Here is a 23,767-nt window from a genome sequence, read left to right as displayed (position 1 = left end):
TTAAGGAAAACAACATGAGCAAGTTTGCTATCGTATTTCCAGGTCAAGGTTCTCAAGCAGTAGGTATGCTTGCTGAGCTTGGCGAACAATATGACGTAGTTAAACAAACTTTTGCCGAGGCTTCTGATGCTCTAGGTTACGACCTATGGGCGCTGGTTCAAAATGGTCCAGCAGAAGATCTAAACCAAACTCACCGTACTCAACCAGCTCTACTAGCGTCTTCTGTTGCTATCTGGCGTGTATGGCAAGAGCTTGGTCTTGAGCAGCCTGTAAACCTAGCGGGTCACAGCCTAGGTGAATACTCAGCGCTAGTATGTGCGGGTGTTATCGATTTTAAACAAGCGATCAAATTGGTTGAGCTACGTGGTCAACTAATGCAAGAAGCAGTACCTGCGGGTACGGGCGCAATGTACGCAATCATCGGTTTAGATGATGAGTCAATTGCGAAAGCTTGTGAAGAAGCGGCTCAAGGTGATGTTGTTTCACCAGTAAACTTCAACTCTCCTGGTCAAGTTGTTATTGCAGGTAGCAAAGAAGCAGTAGAGCGCGCTGGTGCACTATGTAAAGAAGCGGGCGCTAAACGTGCACTACCACTTCCTGTTTCTGTTCCGTCTCACTGTGCACTAATGAAACCAGCAGCAGACAAGCTTGCGGTTGCACTAGAAGAGATCGAATTTAACACGCCTCAGCTACCAGTTATCAATAACGTTGACGTAGCAGCAGAAACTGATCCGGCTAAGATCAAACATGCACTCGTTCGTCAGCTATACAGCCCAGTTCGTTGGACTGAGAGCGTACAGCTAATGAGCGAGCAAGGCGTAGAAAAATTACTAGAAGTCGGCCCAGGTAAAGTACTGACCGGTTTAACTAAACGTATCGTTAAAACGCTAGATGCAGCGGCTGTAAACGATGTGGCTTCTCTAGAAGCGGCAAAATAATCAGCTGACGTAAGCATAAGGAACGCAAACAATGATGAATCTAGAAGGCAAGATTGCCCTAGTAACTGGTGCGAGTCGTGGTATTGGTCGTGCAATCGCTGAACTTTTGGTTGAGCGTGGCGCAACAGTAATCGGTACTGCAACGTCTGAAAGTGGCGCAGCTGCAATCAGCGAGTACCTTGGTGAGAACGGTAAAGGTCTTGCACTAAACGTAACTGACGTTGAGTCTATTGAAGCGACACTAAAAACCATCAATGATGAGTTTGGTGTGATCGATATTCTAGTGAACAACGCTGGTATCACGCGTGATAACCTACTGATGCGCATGAAAGATGATGAGTGGAATGACATTATCGATACTAACCTAACGCCAATCTTCCGTATGTCTAAAGCGGTTCTACGTGGCATGATGAAAAAACGCGCTGGTCGCATCATCAACGTAGGTTCAGTAGTGGGTACTATGGGTAACGCTGGCCAAACTAACTACGCTGCAGCAAAAGCGGGTGTGATTGGCTTTACTAAATCTATGGCACGTGAAGTGGCTTCACGTGGCGTAACTGTTAACACAGTAGCTCCTGGTTTTATTGAAACTGATATGACTAAGGCGCTAAATGATGACCAACGTGCAGCAACGTTAGCGAACGTGCCTGCAGGTCGTCTAGGTGATCCTCGTGAGATTGCATCGGCTGTTGCATTTTTAGCATCGCCAGAAGCGGCATACATCACAGGTGAAACTTTGCATGTTAACGGCGGCATGTATATGGTTTAATAGCACTGTTTCTAGATGGATGCGCGAGGAACTTGCTTGCTTCTTGCGATAAATCTGTAAAACTTGCTATTAGCTTGCACAAGATTTGTGCATGATATAAGTCAAAAATGTATTGAATTTCGGTTAAAATCGCTAAAATTGTGGTTTGACCAGCAAGGTCCCTCTTGCAACTTTCAATAGTTCTAATAAACTACGGAATCATCGCATTGAGCGAAATCTGTAAAGGAAAAGAAAAAATGAGCAACATCGAAGAACGCGTAAAGAAAATCATTGTTGAACAGCTAGGTGTAGACGAAGCAGAAGTTAAAAACGAAGCTTCATTTGTTGACGATCTAGGTGCTGATTCTCTAGACACTGTTGAACTAGTAATGGCTCTAGAAGAAGAATTCGACACTGAGATTCCAGACGAAGAAGCTGAGAAGATCACTACTGTTCAAGCTGCAATCGACTACGTGAACAGCGCTCAGTAATCTCTCCCCCCAGGCGGCCTTCTGGCCGCCTGAGTTTTTTTCTAACTCTTCTATATCTCTCATAGAATCATTTCATTTCCGGAGAATAAAATCGTGTCCAAGCGTCGTGTTGTTGTCACTGGCATGGGTATGTTGTCACCGGTAGGCAACACTGTAGAATCATCATGGAAGGCCCTGCTAGAAGGTCAAAGTGGTATCGTTAATATCGAACACTTTGATGCTACTAATTTCTCTACTCGCTTTGCAGGTCTTGTTAAAGATTTCAACTGCGAAGAGTACATGTCTAAGAAAGATGCTCGTAAAATGGATCTATTTATCCAGTACGGCATCGCAGCTGGTATCCAAGCTCTAGACGATTCAGGCTTACAAGTTAACGAAGAAAACGCAGCGCGCATCGGCGTCGCTATCGGTTCTGGCATCGGCGGTCTAGACCTAATCGAAACTGGTCACACTGCTCTAGTGAGCAAAGGTCCACGTAAAGTTAGCCCATTCTTCGTACCATCAACCATCGTAAACATGGTTGCAGGTAACCTATCTATCATGCGTGGTCTTCGTGGTCCTAACATCGCTATCTCAACAGCGTGTACAACAGGTCTACACAATATCGGTCATGCTGCGCGTATGATCGCTTACGGTGATGCTGATGCAATGGTAGCGGGTGGCTCTGAGAAAGCTTCTACGCCACTAGGTATGGCGGGTTTTGGTGCGGCTAAAGCACTGTCTACTCGCAACGATGAGCCACAAAAGGCTTCTCGTCCGTGGGATAAAGATCGTGACGGTTTCGTTCTAGGTGACGGTGCTGGCATGATGGTACTTGAAGAGTACGAACACGCGAAAGCGCGTGGCGCTAAGATTTACGCAGAGCTAGTTGGCTTTGGTATGTCTGGTGACGCTTACCACATGACTTCACCAAGTGAAGACGGTTCAGGTGGTGCGCTAGCGATGGAAGCGGCAATGCGTGACGCGGGTATCACAGGTACTCAAGTTGGTTACGTAAACGCTCACGGTACTTCGACTCCAGCAGGCGATGTAGCGGAAATCAAAGGCGTTAAACGTGCTCTTGGTGAAGAGGGTGCTAAACAGGTTAAAGTATCTTCAACTAAGTCGATGACTGGTCACCTACTAGGTGCTGCGGGTTCTGTTGAAGCGATCATTACTGTTCTGTCTCTTGTTGACCAAATCGTTCCACCAACGATCAACCTAGATAACCCAGAAGAAGGCCTAGATATCGACCTTGTTCCACATGTGGCGCAAAAAGTTGATATGGAATACGCTATCTGTAACTCTTTTGGTTTCGGTGGCACTAACGGTTCTCTTGTATTTAAGAAGATTTAAGCAAGAAACTGATCCGAATCTGTGATAAAACGGCCTGATACTTTGTTATCAGGCCTTTTTTTTGCCAATTGGGACAAGTCAGTAAAACGCATTCTATTTGGCAAGCTACTTAGGGAAAAATTGTGTATTGGCTCAACGGACAACCGACCGATTCTATCTCTCTACTCGATCGCTCTTTTCAATATGGTGATGGTTGTTTCACTACTATGCTCACTCGAGATGGTGCAGTCGAATGTTGGTCTTATCATTTACAGCGTATGCAAGCTTGTTTAGATACGTTGGCGATACCTCATCCCGATTGGCAATTAGTCGAATTGTGGCTTAAACAAGCGGCAAATCACGACTCACTCGCAGGGCTTAAACTTCATATTAGTCGCGGGGAAGGGGGGAGAGGCTATAGCGCTACTCAAGTGAGTGCTCCTAATGTTACTATTAGCGACTTTGCTTTTCCTGCTCACTATTATCAGTGGCAACAAGAAGGGATTGAGCTTGGGGTATGTCAGACGCGTTTAGGGTTGAATCCTTTGCTCGCTGGGCACAAACACAATAACCGCTTGGAGCAAGTGCTGGTGAAAGCGGAGCTTGACCAACGCCAACTGAGTGATGGTGTGGTGCTCAATTTATCGGAACATATCGTTGAAACCAGTATGGCGAATCTGTTTTGGTGGAAAGGGCAAGAACTGTATACCCCAGACTTGACTATGTCAGGTGTTGCCGGTGTCGCAAGACGAAGAGTCTTGGACATTGCGCAGCAGCAAAATATTAATCTGCATGTTGGTGAGTTTGCGTTGACGGACTTACTGGATGCGGATGAAGTTTTTATCACTAATTCGATTTTAGGTGTAGCCCCAATTAAGGGGATTGAAGGTCAGTCTTTCCAGATTGGAGAGCAGACAAGAAGTATTCAGGAGATGTTGTCCCCGTGATTAAGAAGATCACTTTGTTGTTGCTTTTGGTAGCTGCGTTAGCTGCCGGCGCTTTTTTCTATTTGACTAAGCAAGTTGAGCAGTTTGTTACTCAGCCTTTGCAGTTGACTCAAGAACAAATTTTTACTGTCAAACCGGGTACCAGCTTTCAGCGCGTTTTGGCTCAACTTAGTGAGCAGAAACTGATCACCACTAGTGAGGTGGTGAAAGTGATTCGTCATTTCCACCCTGAACTGACTCAGCTGCGAGCAGGTACTTACCTAATTACGCCGGAAATGAATTTAACCGAGGCGCTAGAGTTATTTAAAACAGGCAAAGAGCATCAGTTCTCGATTACTTTTGTTGAAGGGTCTCGTTTCAGCGAGTGGCGCACTATTTTAGAAAATGCCCCTTATCTTGAGCATAAAACCAGCGAGATGAGTGAGGCTGACATTGCTAAAGCGCTTGGTATTGAGCAGACAAAGTTGGAAGGCTTATTCCTTGCTGAGACGTTTAACTACACCTATGGGACGTCTGATTTAGATATTCTCCAACGTTCTGCGGATAAGCTGCAATCGGTATTGGATGAAGCTTGGCAGAATCGTCAAGATAAACTGCCGCTTAAGACCCCTTATGATGCTTTGATTCTCGCCTCCATTATTGAGAAAGAGACGGCGGTAGAATCTGAACGCGAACGCGTGGCATCGGTGTTTGTGAATCGTTTGAATAAGCGTATGCGCCTGCAAACTGACCCAACCGTTATCTACGGTATGGGTGATAAGTATGATGGCAATATTCGCAAGAAAGATTTGCGTACGCCAACACCATACAACACTTATGTGATTTTTGGTCTGCCGCCAACCCCAATTGCAATGGCAGGCGAAGCATCGATCAAAGCAGCACTGAACCCAGAAGACAGTGATTACTACTATTTTGTCGCCAGCGGCAAAGGCGGTCACGTATTTTCAAAGAACTTAGCCGATCATAACCGTGCGGTTCGTGCTTATTTACGTCATTTAAGAAGTAACAAATAATTTTATGAAACAAGCTAAATTTATCGTAGTAGAAGGTCTTGAAGGCGCGGGTAAAAGTACTGCCATCAACGCAGTGTTAGAAGTACTAAAGCGCTCAGGAATTGAGTCTATCAAGCATACTCGTGAGCCGGGCGGTACTGCACTTGCAGAAAAATTGCGTGAGCTAGTCAAACAAGAGCATGAAGGCGAAGTTCTGCAAGATATGACAGAACTGCTACTTATGTACGCTTCACGTGTCCAGTTGGTTGAAAACGTGATTAAACCTGCGCTAGCGAGTGGTACGTGGGTGGTGGGCGACCGTCACGACATGTCTTCACAAGCCTACCAAGGTGGTGGTCGACAAATCCCACGCCAAACCATGCAAGCACTACGTGAGACAACGCTAGGGGAGTTTAAGCCTGACTTTACCCTTTATCTTGACCTTGACCCACGAGTGGGTCTTGAACGTGCGCGTGGACGCGGTGAGCTCGACCGCATTGAGAAAATGGACATGAGTTTCTTCGACCGTACTCGTGCACGTTACCTTGAGATTGCTAATAGTGACGAGCGTATCGTGGTGATCAACGCAGAGCAGGAGATGGATAAGGTTGCTGCCGATATCCAAGCGGCGCTGCAACAATGGTTGGAAACACTGTAATGGCTCAGCTTTACCCTTGGCTAACACCTTTATGGCAACAATGGCAGGCGCATTTAGAAGCGGATCGCTTTCCCAATGCTGCCTTGTTGATCGCTAAGCCAGGTTTTGGTGAAGAGCAGCTCATTACGCAATTTAGCCGCGCAGTGATGTGCAGTAACTTTGCGTCAGAACCTTGTGGATTTTGCCACAGTTGTCAATTGATGGAGTCGAGTAGTCACCCTGATTTTCACTGGATTAAGCCAGAAAAAGAGGGCAAGGCGATTACTGTCGATCAAATTCGTCAATGTAACCGAATCGCTCAAGAGTCTTCTCAATTGGCGGGGTATCGCGTGATTGTGATTCAGCCAGCGGATGCGATGAACGAATCGGCGGCGAACGCATTGCTGAAAACTTTGGAATCGCCATCGCCAAGCTGTCTGTTTTTGCTGGTGAGTGGCTCGGCTAGTCAACTGTTGCCGACCATTACTAGCCGTTGTCAGCAGTGGCACATTACAGCGCCTGAAGCTGAACAATTGGCAGGCTGGCTCGCAACACAAACACAACAAGCGGTGCCGAGTTTTGCAGCACATATAAATGGTAATTCGCCGCTAAATACGCTTAAGTTTATTGATGGTGACGGACACAAACGTTACCTCGCAATAGAGCAGCAGTTACTCGATGTCGTTGCACAGCGTGGTGATGCGATAAAATTAGCGAAAGAACTGAGTGGCGATATCGAAACCTCATTGCTTTGGCTTTGGTATTTACTTACCGATACGCAGAAAGTGCACTTTGGATTGTCGCTTCCACAGGCGGTGCCTGGTGCAAAAGTAATGGCTGAACGTATTACGTATAACTTGCTTTACCAACAGACGCAGGCGTTGCAAGCGTTGATTGAGCAACTGACACAGCACACGGGTCTTAACCGTGAGCTATTGATTTTAGACTGGTTATTTAAATTTAATGGGGAAGCATGTTTGTAGATTCTCACTGCCATCTTGATAAGTTGGACTATCAAGATCTTCATCAAGGGATCGCAGACGTGGTTGCTAAAGCAAAAGCAGCTAACGTAAATGAACTATTGTCGGTCGGCGTCACTCTTGATGCGTTTCCGAATATGATCGAAATGATTGAGCCATTTGATAACGTATACGCGTCATGTGGTGTCCATCCGTTAGATGTAGAAAGCGATTTTAGTTTTGATTTAATGCGCCAATACGCCCTGCACCCAAAAGTGGTTGCGATCGGTGAAACTGGCTTAGATTACCACTACCAGCCGGAGACCAAGCCGCTGCAACAACAGCGCTTTGAACAGCAAGTTGCTCTAGCGGTAGAGTTGAACAAGCCTTTGATCATTCATACTCGTAATGCACGTCAAGATACGCTTGATATTCTACGTAATGGTGGAGCAGAGAAGTGTGGCGGCGTGATTCACTGCTTTACTGAAGATCTCGCTTTTGCGCAAGCGGCAATGGAACTTGGCTTTTATATTTCCATTTCCGGTATTGTCACCTTTAGACAGGCAACTGAACTGAAAGAAGTGGTAAAGGCATTACCACTGGAGCGTTTGTTGGTTGAAACGGATTCTCCTTACCTAGCGCCAGTGCCTCATCGCGGTAAACAAAACCAACCAGCATACGTGGTTGAGGTTGCGGCATATATTGCGCAGCTCAAAGGTGCAGCACTGTCAGAGGTTGGGCAAAAAACCAGCGAAAACTTCAAAAATCTTTTTTTGAGATAAAAAAGCATTCAAGTGTAAAAAAGAGGCAAAAGTCTCTTTTTTTTTGTTCAAAACATGATGTAAACGATTTTATGTTACTCGTTAAGCATTGTTGTTAACTTATCTGTTTATCAAATAAGCACTTGTAATTTTGTGACAAAAAATAACATTGACGCTTATTTTATTCGATGGCTAAAATTAATGCTTCTATAGTTTATTTCTATATATATCAATGCCTTATTATGTCTTTTTCTTTATAAAATAGAGTTTTTGCGTGTGATCTATCTATTAGTTTGCAATTAAAGTGTCTCGCGCACTAGCAAATGCGAGTGGGCTCAAGATATATTTAGAGGCAGAAAATATAACGTTACAAGTGGTTACATTTTCAATGGGTGCTAACATTTAGGCTACGGGGGTGTGCCGTTAGAGCCCAGATAACTCTAATATCTTTCAGGAGCATAAACATGTTTAAGAACCTTTTTGCAAACCTGCAGAAAGTCGGTAAAGCTCTGATGCTTCCAGTATCGGTGCTACCGGTAGCAGGTATCCTACTAGGTGTAGGTGCAGCTCACCTTAGCTTCATCCCAGAAATCGTTTCTAACCTAATGGAACAAGCGGGCGGCTCAGTATTCGGTCAAATGGCTCTGCTATTTGCTGTGGGTGTTGCGCTTGGTTTTACAAATAACGACGGTGTAGCAGGTCTAGCTGCAATCGTTGGTTACGGCATCATGGTTGCTACGCTAAGCGTTATGGCTGGCATCATGGGCGTTGAGAAGATCGACACAGGTGTACTAGGTGGTATCCTTGTGGGTGGTGTTGCTGCTTGGGCATTCAACCGTTTCTTCAAGATCCAACTTCCAGAATACCTAGGCTTCTTCGCTGGTAAGCGTGCAGTGCCAATCATCACTGGTTTTGCTGCAATCATCCTAGGTGTTGTTCTATCTATCGTATGGCCACCAATCGGCGGTGCAATCTCTGCATTCTCTGACTGGGCTGCACACCAAAACCCACAACTAGCGTTCGGTATCTACGGCGTAGTTGAGCGTTCTCTAATCCCATTCGGTCTACACCACGTGTGGAACGTACCATTCTTCTTCGAAGCTGGTACTTGTGTGAACGCAGCAGGCGAAACTCAAAACGGCGTACTAACTTGTTACCTTGTAGCAGACGAAGCTTCTCGCGCAGCGGGCAACGGTTTCGGTCAGCTAGCTGGTGGTTACATGTTCAAGATGTTTGGTCTACCAGCTGCAGCAATCGCTATTGCTCACTGTGCTAAACCAGAAAACCGCGCTAAAGTAATGGGTATCATGGCGTCAGCAGCTCTGACTTCATTCCTAACAGGTATTACTGAGCCAATCGAATTCTCATTCCTATTCGTTGCTCCAATCCTATACGGTATCCACGCTCTACTAGCTGGTTCTGCATACGTTGTTGCTAACACTCTAGGTTTTGTACACGGTACTTCATTCTCACACGGTCTAATCGACTTCCTAGTTCTATCTGGTCACTCTCAGAAGATGGGTCTAATGGTAGCGGTTGGTCTAGTGTACGCAGTGATCTACTACGTAGTATTCCGCACTGTTATCACAGCTCTTGATCTTAAGACTCCTGGTCGTGAAGACGAGTCTGATGACGCAGCAGTAGCTACTTCTGGCTCAGACATGGCTGGTGACCTAGTGGCAGCATTCGGTGGTAAAGAAAACATCACTGGTCTAGACGCATGTATCACTCGTCTACGTGTAGCAGTTGCTGATACAGCAGCGGTTGACCAAGACCAACTTAAGAAGCTAGGCGCTGCAGGTGTTGTAGTCGTAGCTGGTGGTGTTCAGGCTATCTTCGGAACTAAGTCTGACAACCTAAAAACTGATATGGATGAGTGGATTCGTAACCACTAATACATAAAAAATTATACCTTCCCCTATAGGTATACAAAGGAGGCTTCGGCCTCCTTTTTCACATTTTGCCTCCGTGTATTATGTGCTTGTATTGTCTGCGTGTAGGCCTTTCGCGTCTTGCGTCATGTTAATTGCATATCACTATTTCAAATTTTTTTATCTCCTGTCGCTATCTTAGCCCTCACTTTACTTTGCTCTGACCTACACGGTTTTTAAACCAACAAAATAGATAGCAAAGAAATGTTTGTTCACCGGAGGGGAAATGAAAACAGTAGCGAACAAGCTCGCCATTGGCAGTGTGTTACTTGCGGCAGCTTTTGCGGCGCATGCGAGTAATAATGACAAGCCAACCGATCTCGCAGTGGGGCTTGCTGTGGACCAGCAATTGAGTGTGGTGGTTGAACTTAATGAGCAGTATCGCTTTATTATTGGTAATCAAGGTGCAGCTTTTGATTACATCGCTAAAACTGGTCAGTTCAACACTGAAGAGCCAATCGAATGGTATGTTGGATTAGGCGGTTGGGGCGAGTGGGATGACGGCTTTGGTGTACGCGTACCTTTAGGCGTTAACTACCAAGTGAGTCAAGGCTGGCAGATCTATGGTCAAGTACAACCAGAACTGGATATGCACAAAGGCTGGGAACTAGGCATTGGTGCTGCGGCAGGCGCAAAGTATCACTTTTAGTTTTATACATGTTGGCGCTAAAAAGCAGTAATAAAAATGCCAGCGATTTGCTGGCATTTGTCTAACAGGACATTTTACTGTTTGTTCATTGCGCGCTTGATGCAGATTGCCGCGCCGCCCCAGGTGATCCCTAGTCCAATCACCATCATAATAATTGCACCCGTTGTCATGATTTTACCTCCTGTGGCTTGCTTGATGTGCTGTTGATAATGAAACCGAAAACGAATAGGGCGCCAATTACCACCCAACCGAGTGTTAAGTCATAGCCACCATAGCCTTCGGTAAACAGCGTTTGTAGTTTTGTCGCTAGAATGACGGCTAACATTACCGGTGTGACAAAGCGAATACATACATCAAACCATTGACCAATCGTAAAGTCTGATTTGGCATTAACGTATTCACGTACGCTTGGTACTTTATTTAATAGCCAAGCCATCAGTACCACTTCAACCAATGCACCAACCATGATACCTACGTTGTTAGCAAAGTGGTCAACAAGATCGAGAAGCAATAGACCGCCATTGGTCGCAAATGCCATTGAGACGATAACGCCAGTACCCACTACGATATTCGCCGCTTTTCTGCGGCTCCACTTTAGCTTGTCGATGATAGCGGATGTTACTGCTTCCATGATTGAGATATGTGAGCTTAGACCTGCCACAACAAGTGCAAAGAAAAACAGCGGACCCAGCACGTAAGGAGCAGGCAATAGGTTAATTGCTGCCGGCAAGGTAACAAACGCAAGACCAACACCCGCTGATACAACTTCGGTGAGTGGTTTACCTTGTTCTTGCGCCATATACCCCAGTACTGAGAAAATCATGATCCCGGCAAGAATTGAGAAGCCACAGTTGATCAATACTGTCATAAAGGCGTTGTTCGTAATGTCTGACTTTTCAGGTAAGTAGCTTGAATAAGCCAGCATGATGGCAAAGCCAATACTGAGTGTGAAGAAAATTTGACCATATGCTGCAGCCCAAACTTTCACATCCCAGATCTTGCTAAAGTCAGGCTCGAACATATAGTTCACGCCATCTAGAGCGCCTGGAAGGAAAATCATACGTCCAATGAGTAACAGTACCATTATAAATAGTATTGGCATCATGATCTTCGAAGCGCGTTCAATACCGGCTTTTACGCCACCGACGATAGCAGCATAAGTGATAGCCCATGCAATCAGCATCGCAATAGCGATTTTCCATTGAATACTACCTAGCGCCGTTGGTGAGTTGTCACCGCCTAACTGTAGGTACTCACTGAAGAAGAAAGCATTGGTGTCGCTGCCCCAACTTTGGGTAAATGACATGCCAAAGTATGAAATTGCCCAGCCGATCACGGCTACATAGTAAACCGCAATGACTGCCGCTACGCCAACTTGGAACCAGCCTAGCCACTCAAATTTTGAGTGAATCTTAGCTAGTGTTTTTGGTGCGCTGCCGCGGTATTTTTGCCCCATACTGAATTCCAAAATCATAAATGGAATACCTGCAGTGAGCATGGCAAATAGATAAGGAATGAAGAAGGCGCCACCGCCGTTCTCGTAGGCCATATATGGGAAACGCCAAATGTTACCCAACCCGATAGCAGATCCGACAGCCGCTAGAATAAATCCAGCGCGGGATCCCCATTGTTCTCGCTTCATAGTTGACTCCTGTATACAACTCCCTGAGGTATGAAGCTTTTCTTAGGCTATCTCGCCTAATTCTGGATGGGTAAGATAATGTGCTGGATATCTCACATTTTTTCTTGCGCCTTCATCCGTGAATTGGCAAAAAATTAAATTAAAATGTTGTGAGCCTGAAGAAAACTCAGAATATTGTTCTTGTATTTACGATGTGTGTTTGCGAAAACTGAAATTATCAGCTACGCGCGCAGTCACAATAGCGAGAATATTCGGTTATGGCAATAGATTATAAATGTTATCAATATGTTTTTGTTGGGTGGGTAATGTGTTGTTTTTCGAGTTTTACGGTTTGATGTGCGAAGTTTGTGCGCCAAAAGCCTGGGTAATGCGCTAATGTTTGCTTGTTTATCGAGATAATAAACTTTTTTAATCTGTAGGCGTTATGACTATATATTGAGCAAATCGATCGTTTTTATTGTCATGTGCGCTATTGTCTATCATTCTCACTTCTCACTTCTCACTTCTCACTTCTCACTTCTCACTTCTCACTTCTCACTTCTCACTTCTCACTTTTAGCGAGCAAAACATACGCATATCCTTTCATTTGAGCTAATCTAAATGTGATACTGGCGTCATATTTGGATACAAAAAAAGCGCATAAATTGAATGGTTTCTGTTCGAGTGTTATTTTTTTGTTAAGCGTATATGGAGGTGCTTATGGAACTAAATCTAAAGTATGCTTTGATTATTACCGCAACGATTTTTGCAGTACTAATCGGCTTTGGTGTCATTGCTGTCGCAACGGCTTAGGCGGTTACAGTAATGAGTAACAGCGGTGTCATCACTAACACTGCTAGTTCGGTCGACATAGATCGACTCTCTAAGTACACCAGTGGGGTTAACGCTCTGGTCGCCCAAGGAGGCGGGCAACGGGGTATCTTCACCGCTGGTGTTTTGGATGCCTTCCTTCTCTCTGATTTTGACCCTTTCCATCGTTTTTATGGCACCTCCGCTGGGGCGCTAAATCTCTCTGCATTCCTTTGTCGTCAAAAAGGCATAGGGCGCTCTTTCATACTTGATTTGACTACTTCAGCCGAGTTTTTTCACTTATTTAGCTATATTCGCCGCAAGCAATACCTTGGGCTTGATTGGGCACTAGATAAGATTTGTGACTACCCATATCGATTAGATGTGGATATGGGACGCCGCGTGCTAGGTTCACGCCAAGCATTTGCTGCAGTGACAGATTCCTCGCGTCTGATCGACCGTTATTTGCCAATGCTTGGCGAGGAATGGAAAAAAGTCTTGATCGCAACCTGTGCGATTCCCCGTCTATATGAACATGAAGTGGCATTTAGCCACGGCAATTACATCGATGGTGGTGTCTCCGCTTCGATTCCAGTGCAAGAGGCATGGCGGCAGGGTTCACGCTGCATAGTAGTGATTCGTACTGAAGAAGATGATACCCCTGTACCCGAACAACTTGTCAGTCAAGAAAGTGAAGTGGAGTGGTATCGCGACTCGCTCAATCTAGTTCAAGAGCATTGGCAGCATAAACTGGGGCAGTGGAAGCACGATTGGAATTCATTTTTTAGTGAACGAGTACAACGTTCTAAGCAAGTAAAAAAAGAGCACTTTATTGCTTCGCTAAATGGCGGGCGATGGCTGTTTGGTGCCGATGATATTTATCGTTTAAGCCATCTTTTGGGCGATAACTTTGATTCCAGCTTGATGGATATGTTGATGGTGCATTACCAAACGTATTCATTGACACGGGATTTTCTCATCTCTCCTCCCGACGATTGCTATATAGTGCAGATTGCTCCTTCTCAGCCACTATTATCCAGCTCATTGATGAGTAGCCGTGAAGAATTATTGCACGATTACCAGTTAGGTTTAGACGCCGGTCTACGTTGTGTAGAAACGTTTGATCAATGCAATCTCACCTCTCAACCTCTCTCATTTCATTGTAAATAGCGACGAGTTCTAAGCTCAATTGTTGTGATATTTGTTAGTTATATGGTAATAAAAGTGTGACCTCCATCTAATTGCTAATTTTTTTCACAACGAAAAATAATGCTATCTGCTAGCAAATTATCGCTAAATGATATGACAGGGGACACAAACAATTAGTCTTATACGTGACGTTTGTCACGGCGATCTACCAAGGCGCTTCACAATTACTTCGCAAAGTAAAAAAATTAATTAGTTGTTGATTCTCGGAGTTTCTCTTATGTACATGGCTCACCCAGGCCATATTGATCATATCAAGCAGGTCAATGCTGGCCGTGTATATAAACTCATTGATCAAAAAGGCCCGATCTCTCGCATCGACTTATCGAAAGAGAGCGAACTTGCGCCTGCAAGTATTACTAAAATTACCCGAGAGTTGATCGATGCTCACCTAGTGCATGAAACCACTGTTCAGGAAGCCACCAGTCGTGGTCGCCCTGCGGTGGGTTTGCAAGTGAACAACGAAGGCTGGCAATTCCTTTCTATGCGCCTTGGTCGTGGTTATTTGACGATTGCTCTGCATGAACTTGGCGGCGATGTGTTAATCGATAATAAAATCGATATTCATGAAATCGACCAAGAAGATGTTCTTGCACGCCTGCTGCATGAAATCGAAGAGTTCTTTCAAACTTATGCCGATCAGCTAGATCGTGTTACCAGCATCGCCATCACACTGCCGGGTTTAGTCAATTCAGAGCAGGGAATTGTATTGCAAATGCCGCATTACAATGTTGAGAATTTGGCGCTGGGTCCTGAGATCTACAAAGCGACTGGCTTACCTGTTTTTATTGCTAACGACACCCGTGCTTGGGCATTAGCTGAAAAACTGTTTGGTCATTCACAAGAGAATGAAAACTCAGTCTTGATTTCGATTCACCATGGCTTAGGCGCAGGGATCATTCTTGATGGTCGCGTACTGCAAGGGCGTCATGGCAATATTGGTGAACTGGGGCATATTCAAATTGATCCGCAAGGTAAGCTTTGCCATTGCGGCAACCGTGGTTGCCTTGAGACGGTTGCCAGCTCACAAGCGATTCGTAGTGAAGTGCAAGAGCGCATTGCACGCGGTGAGCATTCGGTGTTGGCTGAGTTTGAAGATGTATCTGTTGAGCAGATTTGTGAAGCAGCCGTTGATGGCGATCCTCTCGCAATTGACGTGATTGAGAAGCTTGGAGGGTATCTAGGCTCTGCGGCGGCGTTGGTGATCAACTTGTTCAACCCAGAAAAGATTTTGATTGGTGGTGCGATTAACCAAGCTAAAGAGATCTTATATCCAGCGGTGCAAAAGTGCATTAAAGAACAAAGCTTGCCCGTTTATCATCAAGATCTTGAATTAGTTGAGTCACGTTTCTACAAACAAGCAACAATGACTGGTGCTGCACTCGTAAAACAGGCACTATATGATGGCTTATTGCTTATGAAAGTGATAGAAGGGTAATTAATTTATCTCGTTGATCAGTCTGGATATCTAGTTTCTTGATTGGCGAGATATTAAGCCAAGCATCGCACTATCGAGACAACTGCTGTAGAGATTTGATATGACCGGAGTATTAAACACTGTAGACCAACGTACCAAACTGGTTGGTGAAAACCGTTTGGAGCTATTGCTTTTTAGCCTAAATAGCCGTCAACTGTTTGCGATTAACGTGTTTAAAGTACGTGAAGTCATCAAAGTCCCACCATTGACTAAATTGCCAGGCGCACACTACAACATCACTGGTGTTGCTTCTTTACGTGGAGTGTCTGTGCCGATTATTGATTTGCGTTCAGCAATTGGCTTTCCACCATCTCGACTAGAGAACCAAGAAGAAAACTTAATCATCACGGAATACAACCGCACGGTGCAAGGTTTCTTAGTGGGTCAAGTGCGTAATATCGTTAATACCACTTGGAGCGATATTCAGCCGCCGCCAAAAACTGCCGGTCGTTCTAACTACCTAACGGCGATCACTCGCGTTAAAGATGGTGATGATGAACAGATCATTGAGATTATCGATGTAGAGAAAGTACTTGCTGAAATTATCGATTACGATGTATCGATCTCAGAAGGTGTATTGGATGAACAACTTGCGGGTGAAATGATTGGTCGCAATGTACTGATCGTTGACGATTCATCTACCGCTCGAGCTCAAGTGAAAGGCACGTTATCTCAGTTAGGTTTGAATATCATCGAATGTCGTGACGGGCTACAAGCTCTGCGCTTACTGCAATCGTGGAGCGACGAAGGCAAGAATGTTGCTGAAGAATTATTGTTGATGATCACCGATGCAGAAATGCCGGAAATGGATGGCTATAAGCTGACCCATGAAGTGCGTTTAGATCCGCGTATGAAAGACCTGCATGTGGTACTTAATACATCATTGAGTGGCAGCTTTAACGATGCGATGGTGAAGAAAGTCGGCTGTGACCGCTTTATTTCAAAATTCCAGCCAGATCTGCTAGTGCAAGTGACACAAGACCGTTTGAAAACCGTTTTAGGTTTGGATTAACGTAACCAAGTGTTAGAAGGGAGCTGAGGCTCCCTTTTTTGATCGCCTGTTTTGTGATGAGTTAATGGAAATCGCGCGATTTGGTTTGCAAGCCATGCAGCGTATCGGTGAGATCTTCTAATCTGCCCGCGATTACATGGGTAACATCGCCTTCACGCTCTAGTATGCCTTTCACGCGTAGAACCTTAGCGGTCAAATAGGCTTTTTGCTGCGCCCGAGCAGTGGCGCGCCAAACCACGACATTAATGTTGCCAGTATCATCTTCGAGAGTAAAAAAGGTCACGCCAGCAGCGGTTCCTGGTGATTGTCTGCCAGTCACGACACCAACGACGGTCACCAGTGATTGATGTGGTTTGTCGATTAACTGCGTCATTCGAGTAAAGCGCCCTAGTACCCCGGCTTTATCTAACAGAGTAATGGGATGCTGGTTCAGTGACACTCCAGTTGCCGCATAATCTTCCAGCATGGTTTGCATATCGCTCGGCGTACTAATCGGCGCGCAATTTTGCTCGTCATTGATGTGCTGAAATAGCGGCAGATCCGAGAGCGAGTCCATCATTGCCCAGCGTGCTTGATAGCGGTTATTGGCAATGGTCTGCATTGCGTTCGCGGAGGCAAGCAGCTCGATGTCTCTGCGATTCAAACCAATGTGTTTTAGTTGGTTAGGGTGAGTAAAACCTTGCGCGCTGCGTGCACTTAGCAAACGTTCAACACTTTCGGCGCTGAGTCCTTTAATTTGTCTTAACCCCAAGCGAATCGCGAACCCATTGGTTGTGCTCACCACTTGATGATCATACTGTGAATGATTAACGCATACGGGCAGGATAGTCAGCCCATGTCGCTTAGCATCTTGAATCAACTGTGAAGCGCTGTAGAAGCCCATAGGCAGGCTATTAAGCAGTGAGGTATAGAATGCCTCAGGATAATAGAACTTAAGCCATGCAGAGCAGTAGGCGAGCACCGCAAATGAAGCCGAGTGACTTTCAGGGAAACCATATTCACCAAAGCCAAGGATTTGATCAAAGATGCGTTCAGCAAATTCAGCTTGATAGCCGCGGCTGAGCATGCCTTCAATCAACTTAGTGCGGAATTTAACTAAGTCGCCATTCTTTTTCCACGCCGCCATTGCGCGGCGCAGTTGGTCTGCTTCACCGCCGCTAAAGCCGGCTGCCACCATCGCCAGTTTGATCACTTGCTCTTGGAAGATTGGCACGCCCATGGTGCGTTCTAGCACTTGCTTGACTTCTTCTGAAGGGTAACTGATTGCCTCTTCACCGCTACGGCGCTTAAGAAAAGGGTGCACCATATCGCCCTGAATGGGACCGGGGCGAACGATAGCGATTTGAATCACCAGATCGTAATAACAAGCCGGTCTTAATCTTGGCAGCATGCTCATTTGCGCGCGAGATTCAATTTGAAACACGCCGACCGTATCGGCGCGTTGAATCATGCTGTAAACGTTCGCATCATCTTGACGGCGCGTGATCTCAGCAATCGACAGTTTCTCATCATGAAAACGCTCAACCAGCGCAAAGCATTTACGTATGGCGCTGAGCATACCCAGCGCTAGAACGTCGACCTTAAGCAGAGCGAGGCTTTCAAGATCGTCTTTGTCCCATTGGATTACGGTGCGGTCGGTCATGGAAGCATTCTCGACCGGTACCAGTTCATAAAGAGGACCAGAGGAGATAACAAAGCCGCCAACGTGCTGGGATAAATGGCGCGGAAAGCCCATGATTTCATTCACCAATTGGATAAACTGCTCGCCTTTGAGTGAGCTAGGTTCAATGCCGAGTTGGACGATTTGTGCTTGCCAGCCCTGCGCACGGTCACGACGATTAACGTTCTTAATAAAGTAATCGAGTTGGCTCTCTTCAATGCCAAGCGCTTTGCCCACATCACGCACTGCGCTCTTAAAGCGATATGAGATCACAGTCGCAGCGAGGGCGGCTCGCTCACGACCGTACTTTTGGTAAATGTATTGAATCACTTCTTCACGGCGCTGATGTTCAAAATCGACATCAATATCAGGCGGCTCATCGCGCTCTTTACTGATAAAGCGTTCAAACAATACCGAGATTTGCCTTGGATCAACCGAGGTGATTTCCAAGCAATAACAGACCACCGAGTTCGCTGCTGAGCCGCGTCCTTGGTAGAGAATGTCACTGCGTTTGGCAAACATCACGATGTCGTGAATAGTGAGAAAGTAAAACGGATAGTTGAGCTCTTCGATTAGCCCTAGCTCTTTCTCAATGGTCTGTTCAATGTCTTCGGGTACGCCATGAGGAAAACGCAATTGCTTACCGTAAGCGACCAGTTTACGCAGGTAGCTCATCGGCGTTTCACCATCAGGGATCAGTTCGCTTGGGTACTCATACTTAAGCTCACTGAGGCTGAAGGTGCAGCGTTTCGCTATCTGCACACTTTGTTGTAACCACTCTGGCTTAAACAGCTTATTGAGCTTATCGATACTGCGTAGTGAGCGCTCAGTATTAACCAGTAAGTGCCCGCATAGGTTACTCACACTGCCACCGTGCTTGATGGCAGTAAGAGTGTGTTGCAGTGGTAAGCGAGTAGCGGTGTGCATTAATACACCACCACAAGCAGTAACAGGCAGTTGTAGCTCTGCAGCGAGCTGCTGGCAATGACTGAGGTAAACATGGTCGTCACTGCTTAAGTGACGTTGTACTCCTAGCCATAAACGGCGTGAGTGATGCTGAGCGAGCCACCATCCCCATTTACGATCCGGCTCTTGATGGGTAGGGAGCCAAATCACTAAGCAGTGGCGAATCGACATCAAATCCCATTCGGAGAGTTGATATTCTCCTTTTTCACTGCGGCGGCGAGCATTGGTGATAATACGGCACAACTCCGCATAGGCTTGGCGGTTGGGGCAGAGTAATACCACTTGGCACTCGCCGTTGAGCCAAAACATACTGCCAATGATTAGCCTTACGCCAAGCTGGTGGTTTTTAATCGCGGTGTGGGCGCGTACCACGCCAGCGACGGAGCATTCATCGGTGATCGCCAGTGAGTGATAGCGTAGAAAGTCGGCTTGCAAGATCAGCTCTTCTGCATGAGATGCCCCAGTGAGAAAAGAGAAATTGGTTTGGCAAAATAACTCGGCATAAGACATGAGGTGACTCCGTGTTAACTAAATTGTCCGTGGAGAAACCACTGTTTATCTTGATTGCGAAACACCCATAACCAGCGACCGGTATTGCTACGGGCAATAAAGTAATCCCGCGTGATGTCATCACCATCCCACCAACCAGTCACAAAGCGCTCAGGACCTTGCACGATTGAGACTTTTTCTTGCAGTGGCTCAGGGGTAGGCAGCAGAAAACTTGGTCGACAGCGAGCCAGGTGTGGTTTGCTTGGGATAGGCAGCGTTGGGTCACACAGTTGAGTCGCTTTCTCTGGTCGTGGGTCATGACTAAGCGCGACTTTGCGCACATTTTCTTTGCCCAGTTTGGCTTGCAATAAGCCGATCAACTCCAGTGGGGTTTGCTGCCCTTGCGGACCATTAAACATATCGCGACTGGTTGCCTCTAACGCCCCGCCACGTAAGATCGCTAAGGTTAGACCTTGCACCGGGGCTTTGAGCTTGAGTGATTCTAAAGTCAGCTGGCACAACTTGAGCCAGTGCTTTGCCATATAATCACCACAGGCGGAGGTAAAGCGGATAGTGTCACTCTGTTTATCACGCTGATGCAGCGTCAGTTGCAACTCATAAGCGACATGATTGCGCAGGGTAAGAAATAGTTCTAAACGCTCTAACAGTTTTTTTAGTGGGCGCTCAAGCCACTGAATATTCTCAATTTCATACAAAAGCTCCAGATAGCTGTGAAACTTCTCTGGTGGATGATAAAAATCGAGCGGGTGCTTAAATTGCCCGAGTAGGCGCCCTACGTAGTTGACCAAATCGATATCAAAACGACGTGCTAATTCCGCCATCGGTAGACTCAGCAGCTCGGCTAAGTTGTTAACCCCTACGCGTTGTAGCGCAGCCACTTGCTTGCTTGCCAGTTCAGTGGCACTCAGCGGGTAAGTTTTAATGCATTCCAATAGTTGATTTTTGTCGCTAGAAATAAGCATCTTCGCTGATTTTGCGAGTAAAATCGCCGAATAGGGAGAAAATCCGGTGGAATAGCTATAACGGTAACCCAGTTGATTAAGGTGCTGAGACAAGCTTTGCCAATAGCGTTCAATGCCGCCATACAAGCAGAGCATGTCACTGACTTTGAGTAGTATGCCTTGCGGTGGCACGAGGACGATATCGGAGGTGACGAGATAGAGCCACTGGGCAATATCAACCAAGGTTTGCTGCTCTTGCTCTACTTGGTAAGGGTGGACTTGCAACTGATGGCAAAGCGCGCTGGCACTTCCCAGTCCCATGCCAATTCTAATTCCATGTTCGAGCGCCATTGGATTCGCCTGAACGATTTGAAAACGCTGCCCATCGACGATCACCATGGCTTGATCATCGACGTTCGTTGGATCGTTTTGTTCGGCAAACAGGGCATCCAGCTGCAAAGCTGGAAAATGAAGGTAAAGCCACAACTGCATGGTTTAACCTTGTTTGCGTAGCGGGAAAGGGATCACCACAGGTTCTGGTTGTGTGATTGCGAGTTGGGACCAACGCGTGCGCATATCCAGCACAAAACTGCCGTGTGACCAGTCACCTTTACGTTTCGTAATGGTGACGGTTAAGCCATGATTGTGAGGCTCTAAGCGCATACTTAAACTGACAGGTAGAGAGAAAATATCTTGCTGAGCTTGCTTAAACAGAAAGTGAAGGCAATGACCGGTTTCACTTGCTACTTGTAAACGGCGTGCTTGGTGAACTTCCAGCTCCGATTGCCACAATAGAACGTTGCTACAAGTGCCACTTTTTAAACATTGCTCGGCTGCCCACAAGGCGTGTTGCGGGGTCTCTGGGTAGATAAGTAAAATTTGGTTGAGGTCAAAGCCTTGTTCCACTAACATCTCGGCGCACAAGTAGCCGGGAGGCTGAATAAATACACTCATGCGCTCTTCGCTACTTGCCAGTAGGTGAGGCAGCAATAAGCGTAATTCACCGATACCAGAGTCGCTTTGTAGCTCAATCACACCATGCTTAGGAAAGCCGCCTTCCAGCTTGCTATCGAGCAACGCAAAACCTGTTGAATAGGTTTCTGTTGGCTGATTTTGGGCATTACCTTGCCATAACCAGTGCTTCTGTTTTAGATGTTCAATCAGTTCGGACATAGGCAGTTGTTGAATAAATGTACCTGTATATTTGTACAGTATAATTTATCTAGCAATCACTGCAATAGGGCGGAAATAAAAAACGCCTTGCTGAGTTGCAAGGCGTTGATTTTAAGTAAACTATTTCTTGGGTTGGGCGTCGATACATTGCCCATGTACTTGTTTGCCTTCTGGCGCCATCAAGTAAAGATAGAGCGGCATAATATCCGCTGGTGTCTTGAGCAAATCGGTGTCTTCGGCAGGGAACGCTTTGGCGCGCATGCCAGTACGTGTACCACCTGGGTTAATCGCGTTAACGCGGATATTAGTATCGCTTAACTCATCTGCCAGTACTTGCATCATGCCTTCGGTTGCGAATTTAGACATCGCATATGTACCCCAGAAAGCTCGACCGATATGACCAACGGTTGATGAGGTAAAGACCATGCGTGCGTCGTCTGATTTGCGCAGTAGAGGCAATAAGGCTTGTGACAGTAGGAATTGTGCTTTGACGTTTACCTGCATCACATCGTCAAAGCTGTCTTCGCCGATTTGATCAAACGGGCTGATCACGCCGAGAATACTGGCGTTGTGCAGTACACCATCTAAACGACCAAACTGACTTTCAATGGTGTCGACCATATCCAGATAGTTCTGTTTTGTCGCCCCTTTCATATCGAGTGGAATGATTGCCGGTTGAGGGTAGCCAGCACTCTCAATCTCATCATAAGTTTGCTCAAGCTTCTTTACAGTACGACCGAGTAAGATCACGGTTGCACCATGCTCGGCAAAGCTGATTGCAGCTTGTTTACCGATGCCAGCTCCAGCACCAGTAATTAGAATGACTTTATCCTTGAGAGCGTTATCAGCAACTGAATAATCCACGCTATGCTTCCTTATTGTTATGAACTGCTTTTCGTCTTCGGTTACAATACACTAATTCGCACATTGAGAGGATATTCAGCTTGGAATTTTTGTTGGACTACGGGCTATTTTTAGCCAAGATTGTGACAGTAGTAGTCGCATTAGTAGCGATTTTAATTATTGCTAAAAGTGCTGGTGGCAGAAGCGGTGCTGCAAAAGGTGAATTGGAAATCACCAACCTAACTGAGCAACACAAACACACGGTTGAGCAGTTAGAACATCATCTGCATGACTATGCTTTCCTTAAAGCTCGTGATAAGGCAGAGAAAAAGAGCGAAAAAGAGAAGAGCAAAGCGCGCGACAAAGAGATCAAAAAAGCCGCGAAAGAGGGTGAGCTTGAGAGCAAGCGTGAGCCGCACCTGTTCGTGCTGGATTTCAAAGGCAGCATTGATGCCAAAGAAGTCGCTTCTCTGCGTGAAGAAGTAACAGCGATTCTGGCTGTGGCGCGCGAAGATGACGAAGTGTTGCTACGTCTGGAGTCTGGCGGTGGTATGGTGCATGGCTACGGTTTGGCCTCATCACAACTGGATCGCCTTAAAGCTGCGGGTCTGCCTTTAACTATTTCGGTAGATAAAGTGGCAGCAAGCGGCGGTTATATGATGGCGTGTATCGCAGACAAAATTGTCTCTGCGCCGTTTGCTATTGTGGGTTCAATTGGTGTTATTGCTCAGCTGCCTAACTTTAATAAAGTACTGAAAAAGTATGATATTGAGTATGAACAGCTAACCGCAGGTGAGTACAAGCGCACTCTAACCATGTTTGGCGAAAACACCGATAAAGCGCGTGAGAAGTTCAAGCAAGAGCTTGAAGAAACCCATGTGCTATTTAAAGATTTTATCCGTGAACGTCGCCCAGATTTAGACCTTGAAAAAGTGGCGACGGGTGAGCACTGGTTTGGTTCACAAGCTCTGACACTCGGTTTAGTGGATGAGATTAAAACTTCTGACGATATCGTCGTTGCAGCATGTAAAGATAAGACAGTGCTAGCGATTCACTATGTTGAGAAGAAAAAGATCACTTCAAAGCTTGCGGCTCTAATGGGCGAAGCGGCTGACAATGTGTTGATGAAATTGATCGACCGTGGTCAACGACCAATCGTTTAATGGTTGTTTGAACTAACG

At 46.0% G+C, this 23,767-nt stretch carries 22 protein-coding genes; 16 read left to right on the top strand and 6 right to left on the bottom strand.

What is annotated here, in order from left to right:
* Positions 1-14 precede the first annotated feature (14 nt).
* The 11 genes from fabD (at position 15) to GZN30_RS07890 (ending at position 10,367) form a co-directional block, all read left to right on the top strand.
* Positions 15-938: an ACP S-malonyltransferase gene (fabD, locus tag GZN30_RS07940; RefSeq protein WP_075648739.1), complete on the top strand. Its 924-nt coding sequence runs from the start codon at positions 15-17 to the stop codon at positions 936-938.
* Positions 939-972: 34 nt separating this feature from the next.
* Positions 973-1,707, top strand: a complete 735-nt coding sequence (fabG, locus tag GZN30_RS07935) for a 3-oxoacyl-ACP reductase FabG (protein WP_075648780.1) — start codon at positions 973-975, stop codon at positions 1,705-1,707.
* Positions 1,708-1,943: 236 nt separating this feature from the next.
* Positions 1,944-2,177 (top strand): acyl carrier protein, encoded by a 234-nt coding sequence (gene acpP / locus GZN30_RS07930; RefSeq protein ID WP_004406112.1) that lies wholly within the window; start codon positions 1,944-1,946, stop codon positions 2,175-2,177.
* Between the two features lie 93 nt (positions 2,178-2,270).
* Positions 2,271-3,512: a beta-ketoacyl-ACP synthase II gene (fabF, locus tag GZN30_RS07925; RefSeq protein ID WP_075648738.1), complete on the top strand. Its 1,242-nt coding sequence runs from the start codon at positions 2,271-2,273 to the stop codon at positions 3,510-3,512.
* A 122-nt stretch (positions 3,513-3,634) separates the two neighbouring features.
* The gene (pabC, locus tag GZN30_RS07920) at positions 3,635-4,438 is read left to right on the top strand and encodes an aminodeoxychorismate lyase (protein WP_075648737.1); all 804 of its coding nucleotides are present in this window, start codon (positions 3,635-3,637) and stop codon (positions 4,436-4,438) included.
* Positions 4,435-5,451, top strand: coding sequence for an endolytic transglycosylase MltG (gene mltG / locus GZN30_RS07915; RefSeq protein ID WP_075648736.1), 1,017 nt, complete (start codon positions 4,435-4,437; stop codon positions 5,449-5,451). Before pabC ends, mltG begins: the two co-directional genes overlap by 4 nt.
* A gap of 4 nt (positions 5,452-5,455) precedes the next feature.
* Entirely contained in the window at positions 5,456-6,088 is a 633-nt protein-coding gene (gene tmk / locus GZN30_RS07910) for a dTMP kinase (protein WP_075648735.1), read from the top strand.
* Positions 6,088-7,050 carry a DNA polymerase III subunit delta' gene (holB, locus tag GZN30_RS07905; protein ID WP_075648734.1) on the top strand — a complete coding sequence of 321 codons (963 nt, stop codon included), beginning with the start codon at positions 6,088-6,090 and terminating at the stop codon, positions 7,048-7,050. The genes tmk and holB overlap by 1 nt, the downstream gene beginning before the upstream one ends.
* On the top strand, positions 7,041-7,808 hold the full coding sequence (locus GZN30_RS07900) for a TatD family hydrolase (protein ID WP_075648733.1): 768 nt from the start codon (positions 7,041-7,043) through the stop codon (positions 7,806-7,808). The genes holB and GZN30_RS07900 overlap by 10 nt, the downstream gene beginning before the upstream one ends.
* A gap of 443 nt (positions 7,809-8,251) precedes the next feature.
* A complete protein-coding gene (gene ptsG, locus GZN30_RS07895) occupies positions 8,252-9,682 on the top strand; it encodes a PTS glucose transporter subunit IIBC (RefSeq protein ID WP_075648732.1) in 1,431 nt (476 codons plus the stop codon).
* 262 nt (positions 9,683-9,944) lie between these two features.
* Positions 9,945-10,367, top strand: a complete 423-nt coding sequence (locus GZN30_RS07890) for a hypothetical protein (protein WP_075648731.1) — start codon at positions 9,945-9,947, stop codon at positions 10,365-10,367.
* 74 nt (positions 10,368-10,441) lie between these two features.
* Here the strand turns inward: GZN30_RS07890 and GZN30_RS07885 are convergent, their stop codons facing one another.
* Complete coding sequence (locus tag GZN30_RS07885; RefSeq protein WP_123783893.1) at positions 10,442-10,537, bottom strand: MetS family NSS transporter small subunit; 96 nt, start codon at positions 10,535-10,537, stop codon at positions 10,442-10,444.
* On the bottom strand, positions 10,534-12,009 hold the full coding sequence (locus tag GZN30_RS07880; RefSeq protein ID WP_075648730.1) for a sodium-dependent transporter: 1,476 nt from the start codon (positions 12,007-12,009) through the stop codon (positions 10,534-10,536). Before GZN30_RS07880 ends, GZN30_RS07885 begins: the two co-directional genes overlap by 4 nt.
* 699 nt (positions 12,010-12,708) lie before the next feature.
* Between GZN30_RS07880 and cydH the strand changes: the two genes are divergently transcribed.
* From cydH to GZN30_RS07860, 4 genes are all read left to right on the top strand, one after another.
* Complete coding sequence (gene cydH / locus GZN30_RS07875; protein WP_139312220.1) at positions 12,709-12,801, top strand: cytochrome bd-I oxidase subunit CydH; 93 nt, start codon at positions 12,709-12,711, stop codon at positions 12,799-12,801.
* A gap of 12 nt (positions 12,802-12,813) precedes the next feature.
* Positions 12,814-13,968 (top strand): patatin-like phospholipase family protein, encoded by a 1,155-nt coding sequence (locus GZN30_RS07870; RefSeq protein ID WP_075648729.1) that lies wholly within the window; start codon positions 12,814-12,816, stop codon positions 13,966-13,968.
* A 256-nt stretch (positions 13,969-14,224) separates the two neighbouring features.
* A complete protein-coding gene (gene mlc / locus GZN30_RS07865; protein ID WP_075648728.1) occupies positions 14,225-15,442 on the top strand; it encodes a sugar metabolism global transcriptional regulator Mlc in 1,218 nt (405 codons plus the stop codon).
* Between the two features lie 100 nt (positions 15,443-15,542).
* Positions 15,543-16,493, top strand: a complete 951-nt coding sequence (locus GZN30_RS07860; RefSeq protein ID WP_075648727.1) for a chemotaxis protein CheV — start codon at positions 15,543-15,545, stop codon at positions 16,491-16,493.
* 61 nt (positions 16,494-16,554) lie between these two features.
* Here the strand turns inward: GZN30_RS07860 and GZN30_RS07855 are convergent, their stop codons facing one another.
* The 4 genes from GZN30_RS07855 to GZN30_RS07840 all read right to left on the bottom strand — a co-directional run bounded on the left by GZN30_RS07855 (position 16,555) and on the right by GZN30_RS07840 (position 22,607).
* On the bottom strand, positions 16,555-19,629 hold the full coding sequence (locus tag GZN30_RS07855) for an error-prone DNA polymerase (RefSeq protein WP_075648726.1): 3,075 nt from the start codon (positions 19,627-19,629) through the stop codon (positions 16,555-16,557).
* Positions 19,630-19,643: 14 nt separating this feature from the next.
* Positions 19,644-21,062, bottom strand: a complete 1,419-nt coding sequence (locus GZN30_RS07850) for a Y-family DNA polymerase (protein ID WP_075648725.1) — start codon at positions 21,060-21,062, stop codon at positions 19,644-19,646.
* A 3-nt stretch (positions 21,063-21,065) separates the two neighbouring features.
* Positions 21,066-21,743 carry a translesion DNA synthesis-associated protein ImuA gene (imuA, locus tag GZN30_RS07845; RefSeq protein ID WP_075648724.1) on the bottom strand — a complete coding sequence of 226 codons (678 nt, stop codon included), beginning with the start codon at positions 21,741-21,743 and terminating at the stop codon, positions 21,066-21,068.
* A 120-nt stretch (positions 21,744-21,863) separates the two neighbouring features.
* A complete protein-coding gene (locus GZN30_RS07840) occupies positions 21,864-22,607 on the bottom strand; it encodes a YciK family oxidoreductase (protein WP_075648723.1) in 744 nt (247 codons plus the stop codon).
* An 80-nt stretch (positions 22,608-22,687) separates the two neighbouring features.
* Between GZN30_RS07840 and sohB the strand changes: the two genes are divergently transcribed.
* Positions 22,688-23,749: a protease SohB gene (gene sohB / locus GZN30_RS07835; RefSeq protein ID WP_075648722.1), complete on the top strand. Its 1,062-nt coding sequence runs from the start codon at positions 22,688-22,690 to the stop codon at positions 23,747-23,749.
* The last annotated feature ends 18 nt before the right edge of the window (positions 23,750-23,767 follow it).

The sequence above is a fragment of the Vibrio ponticus genome (assembly GCF_009938225.1).
GTDB classification, from domain to species: Bacteria; Pseudomonadota; Gammaproteobacteria; order Enterobacterales; family Vibrionaceae; genus Vibrio; species Vibrio ponticus.
This window is presented reverse-complemented; position numbering and strand designations above follow the sequence as displayed.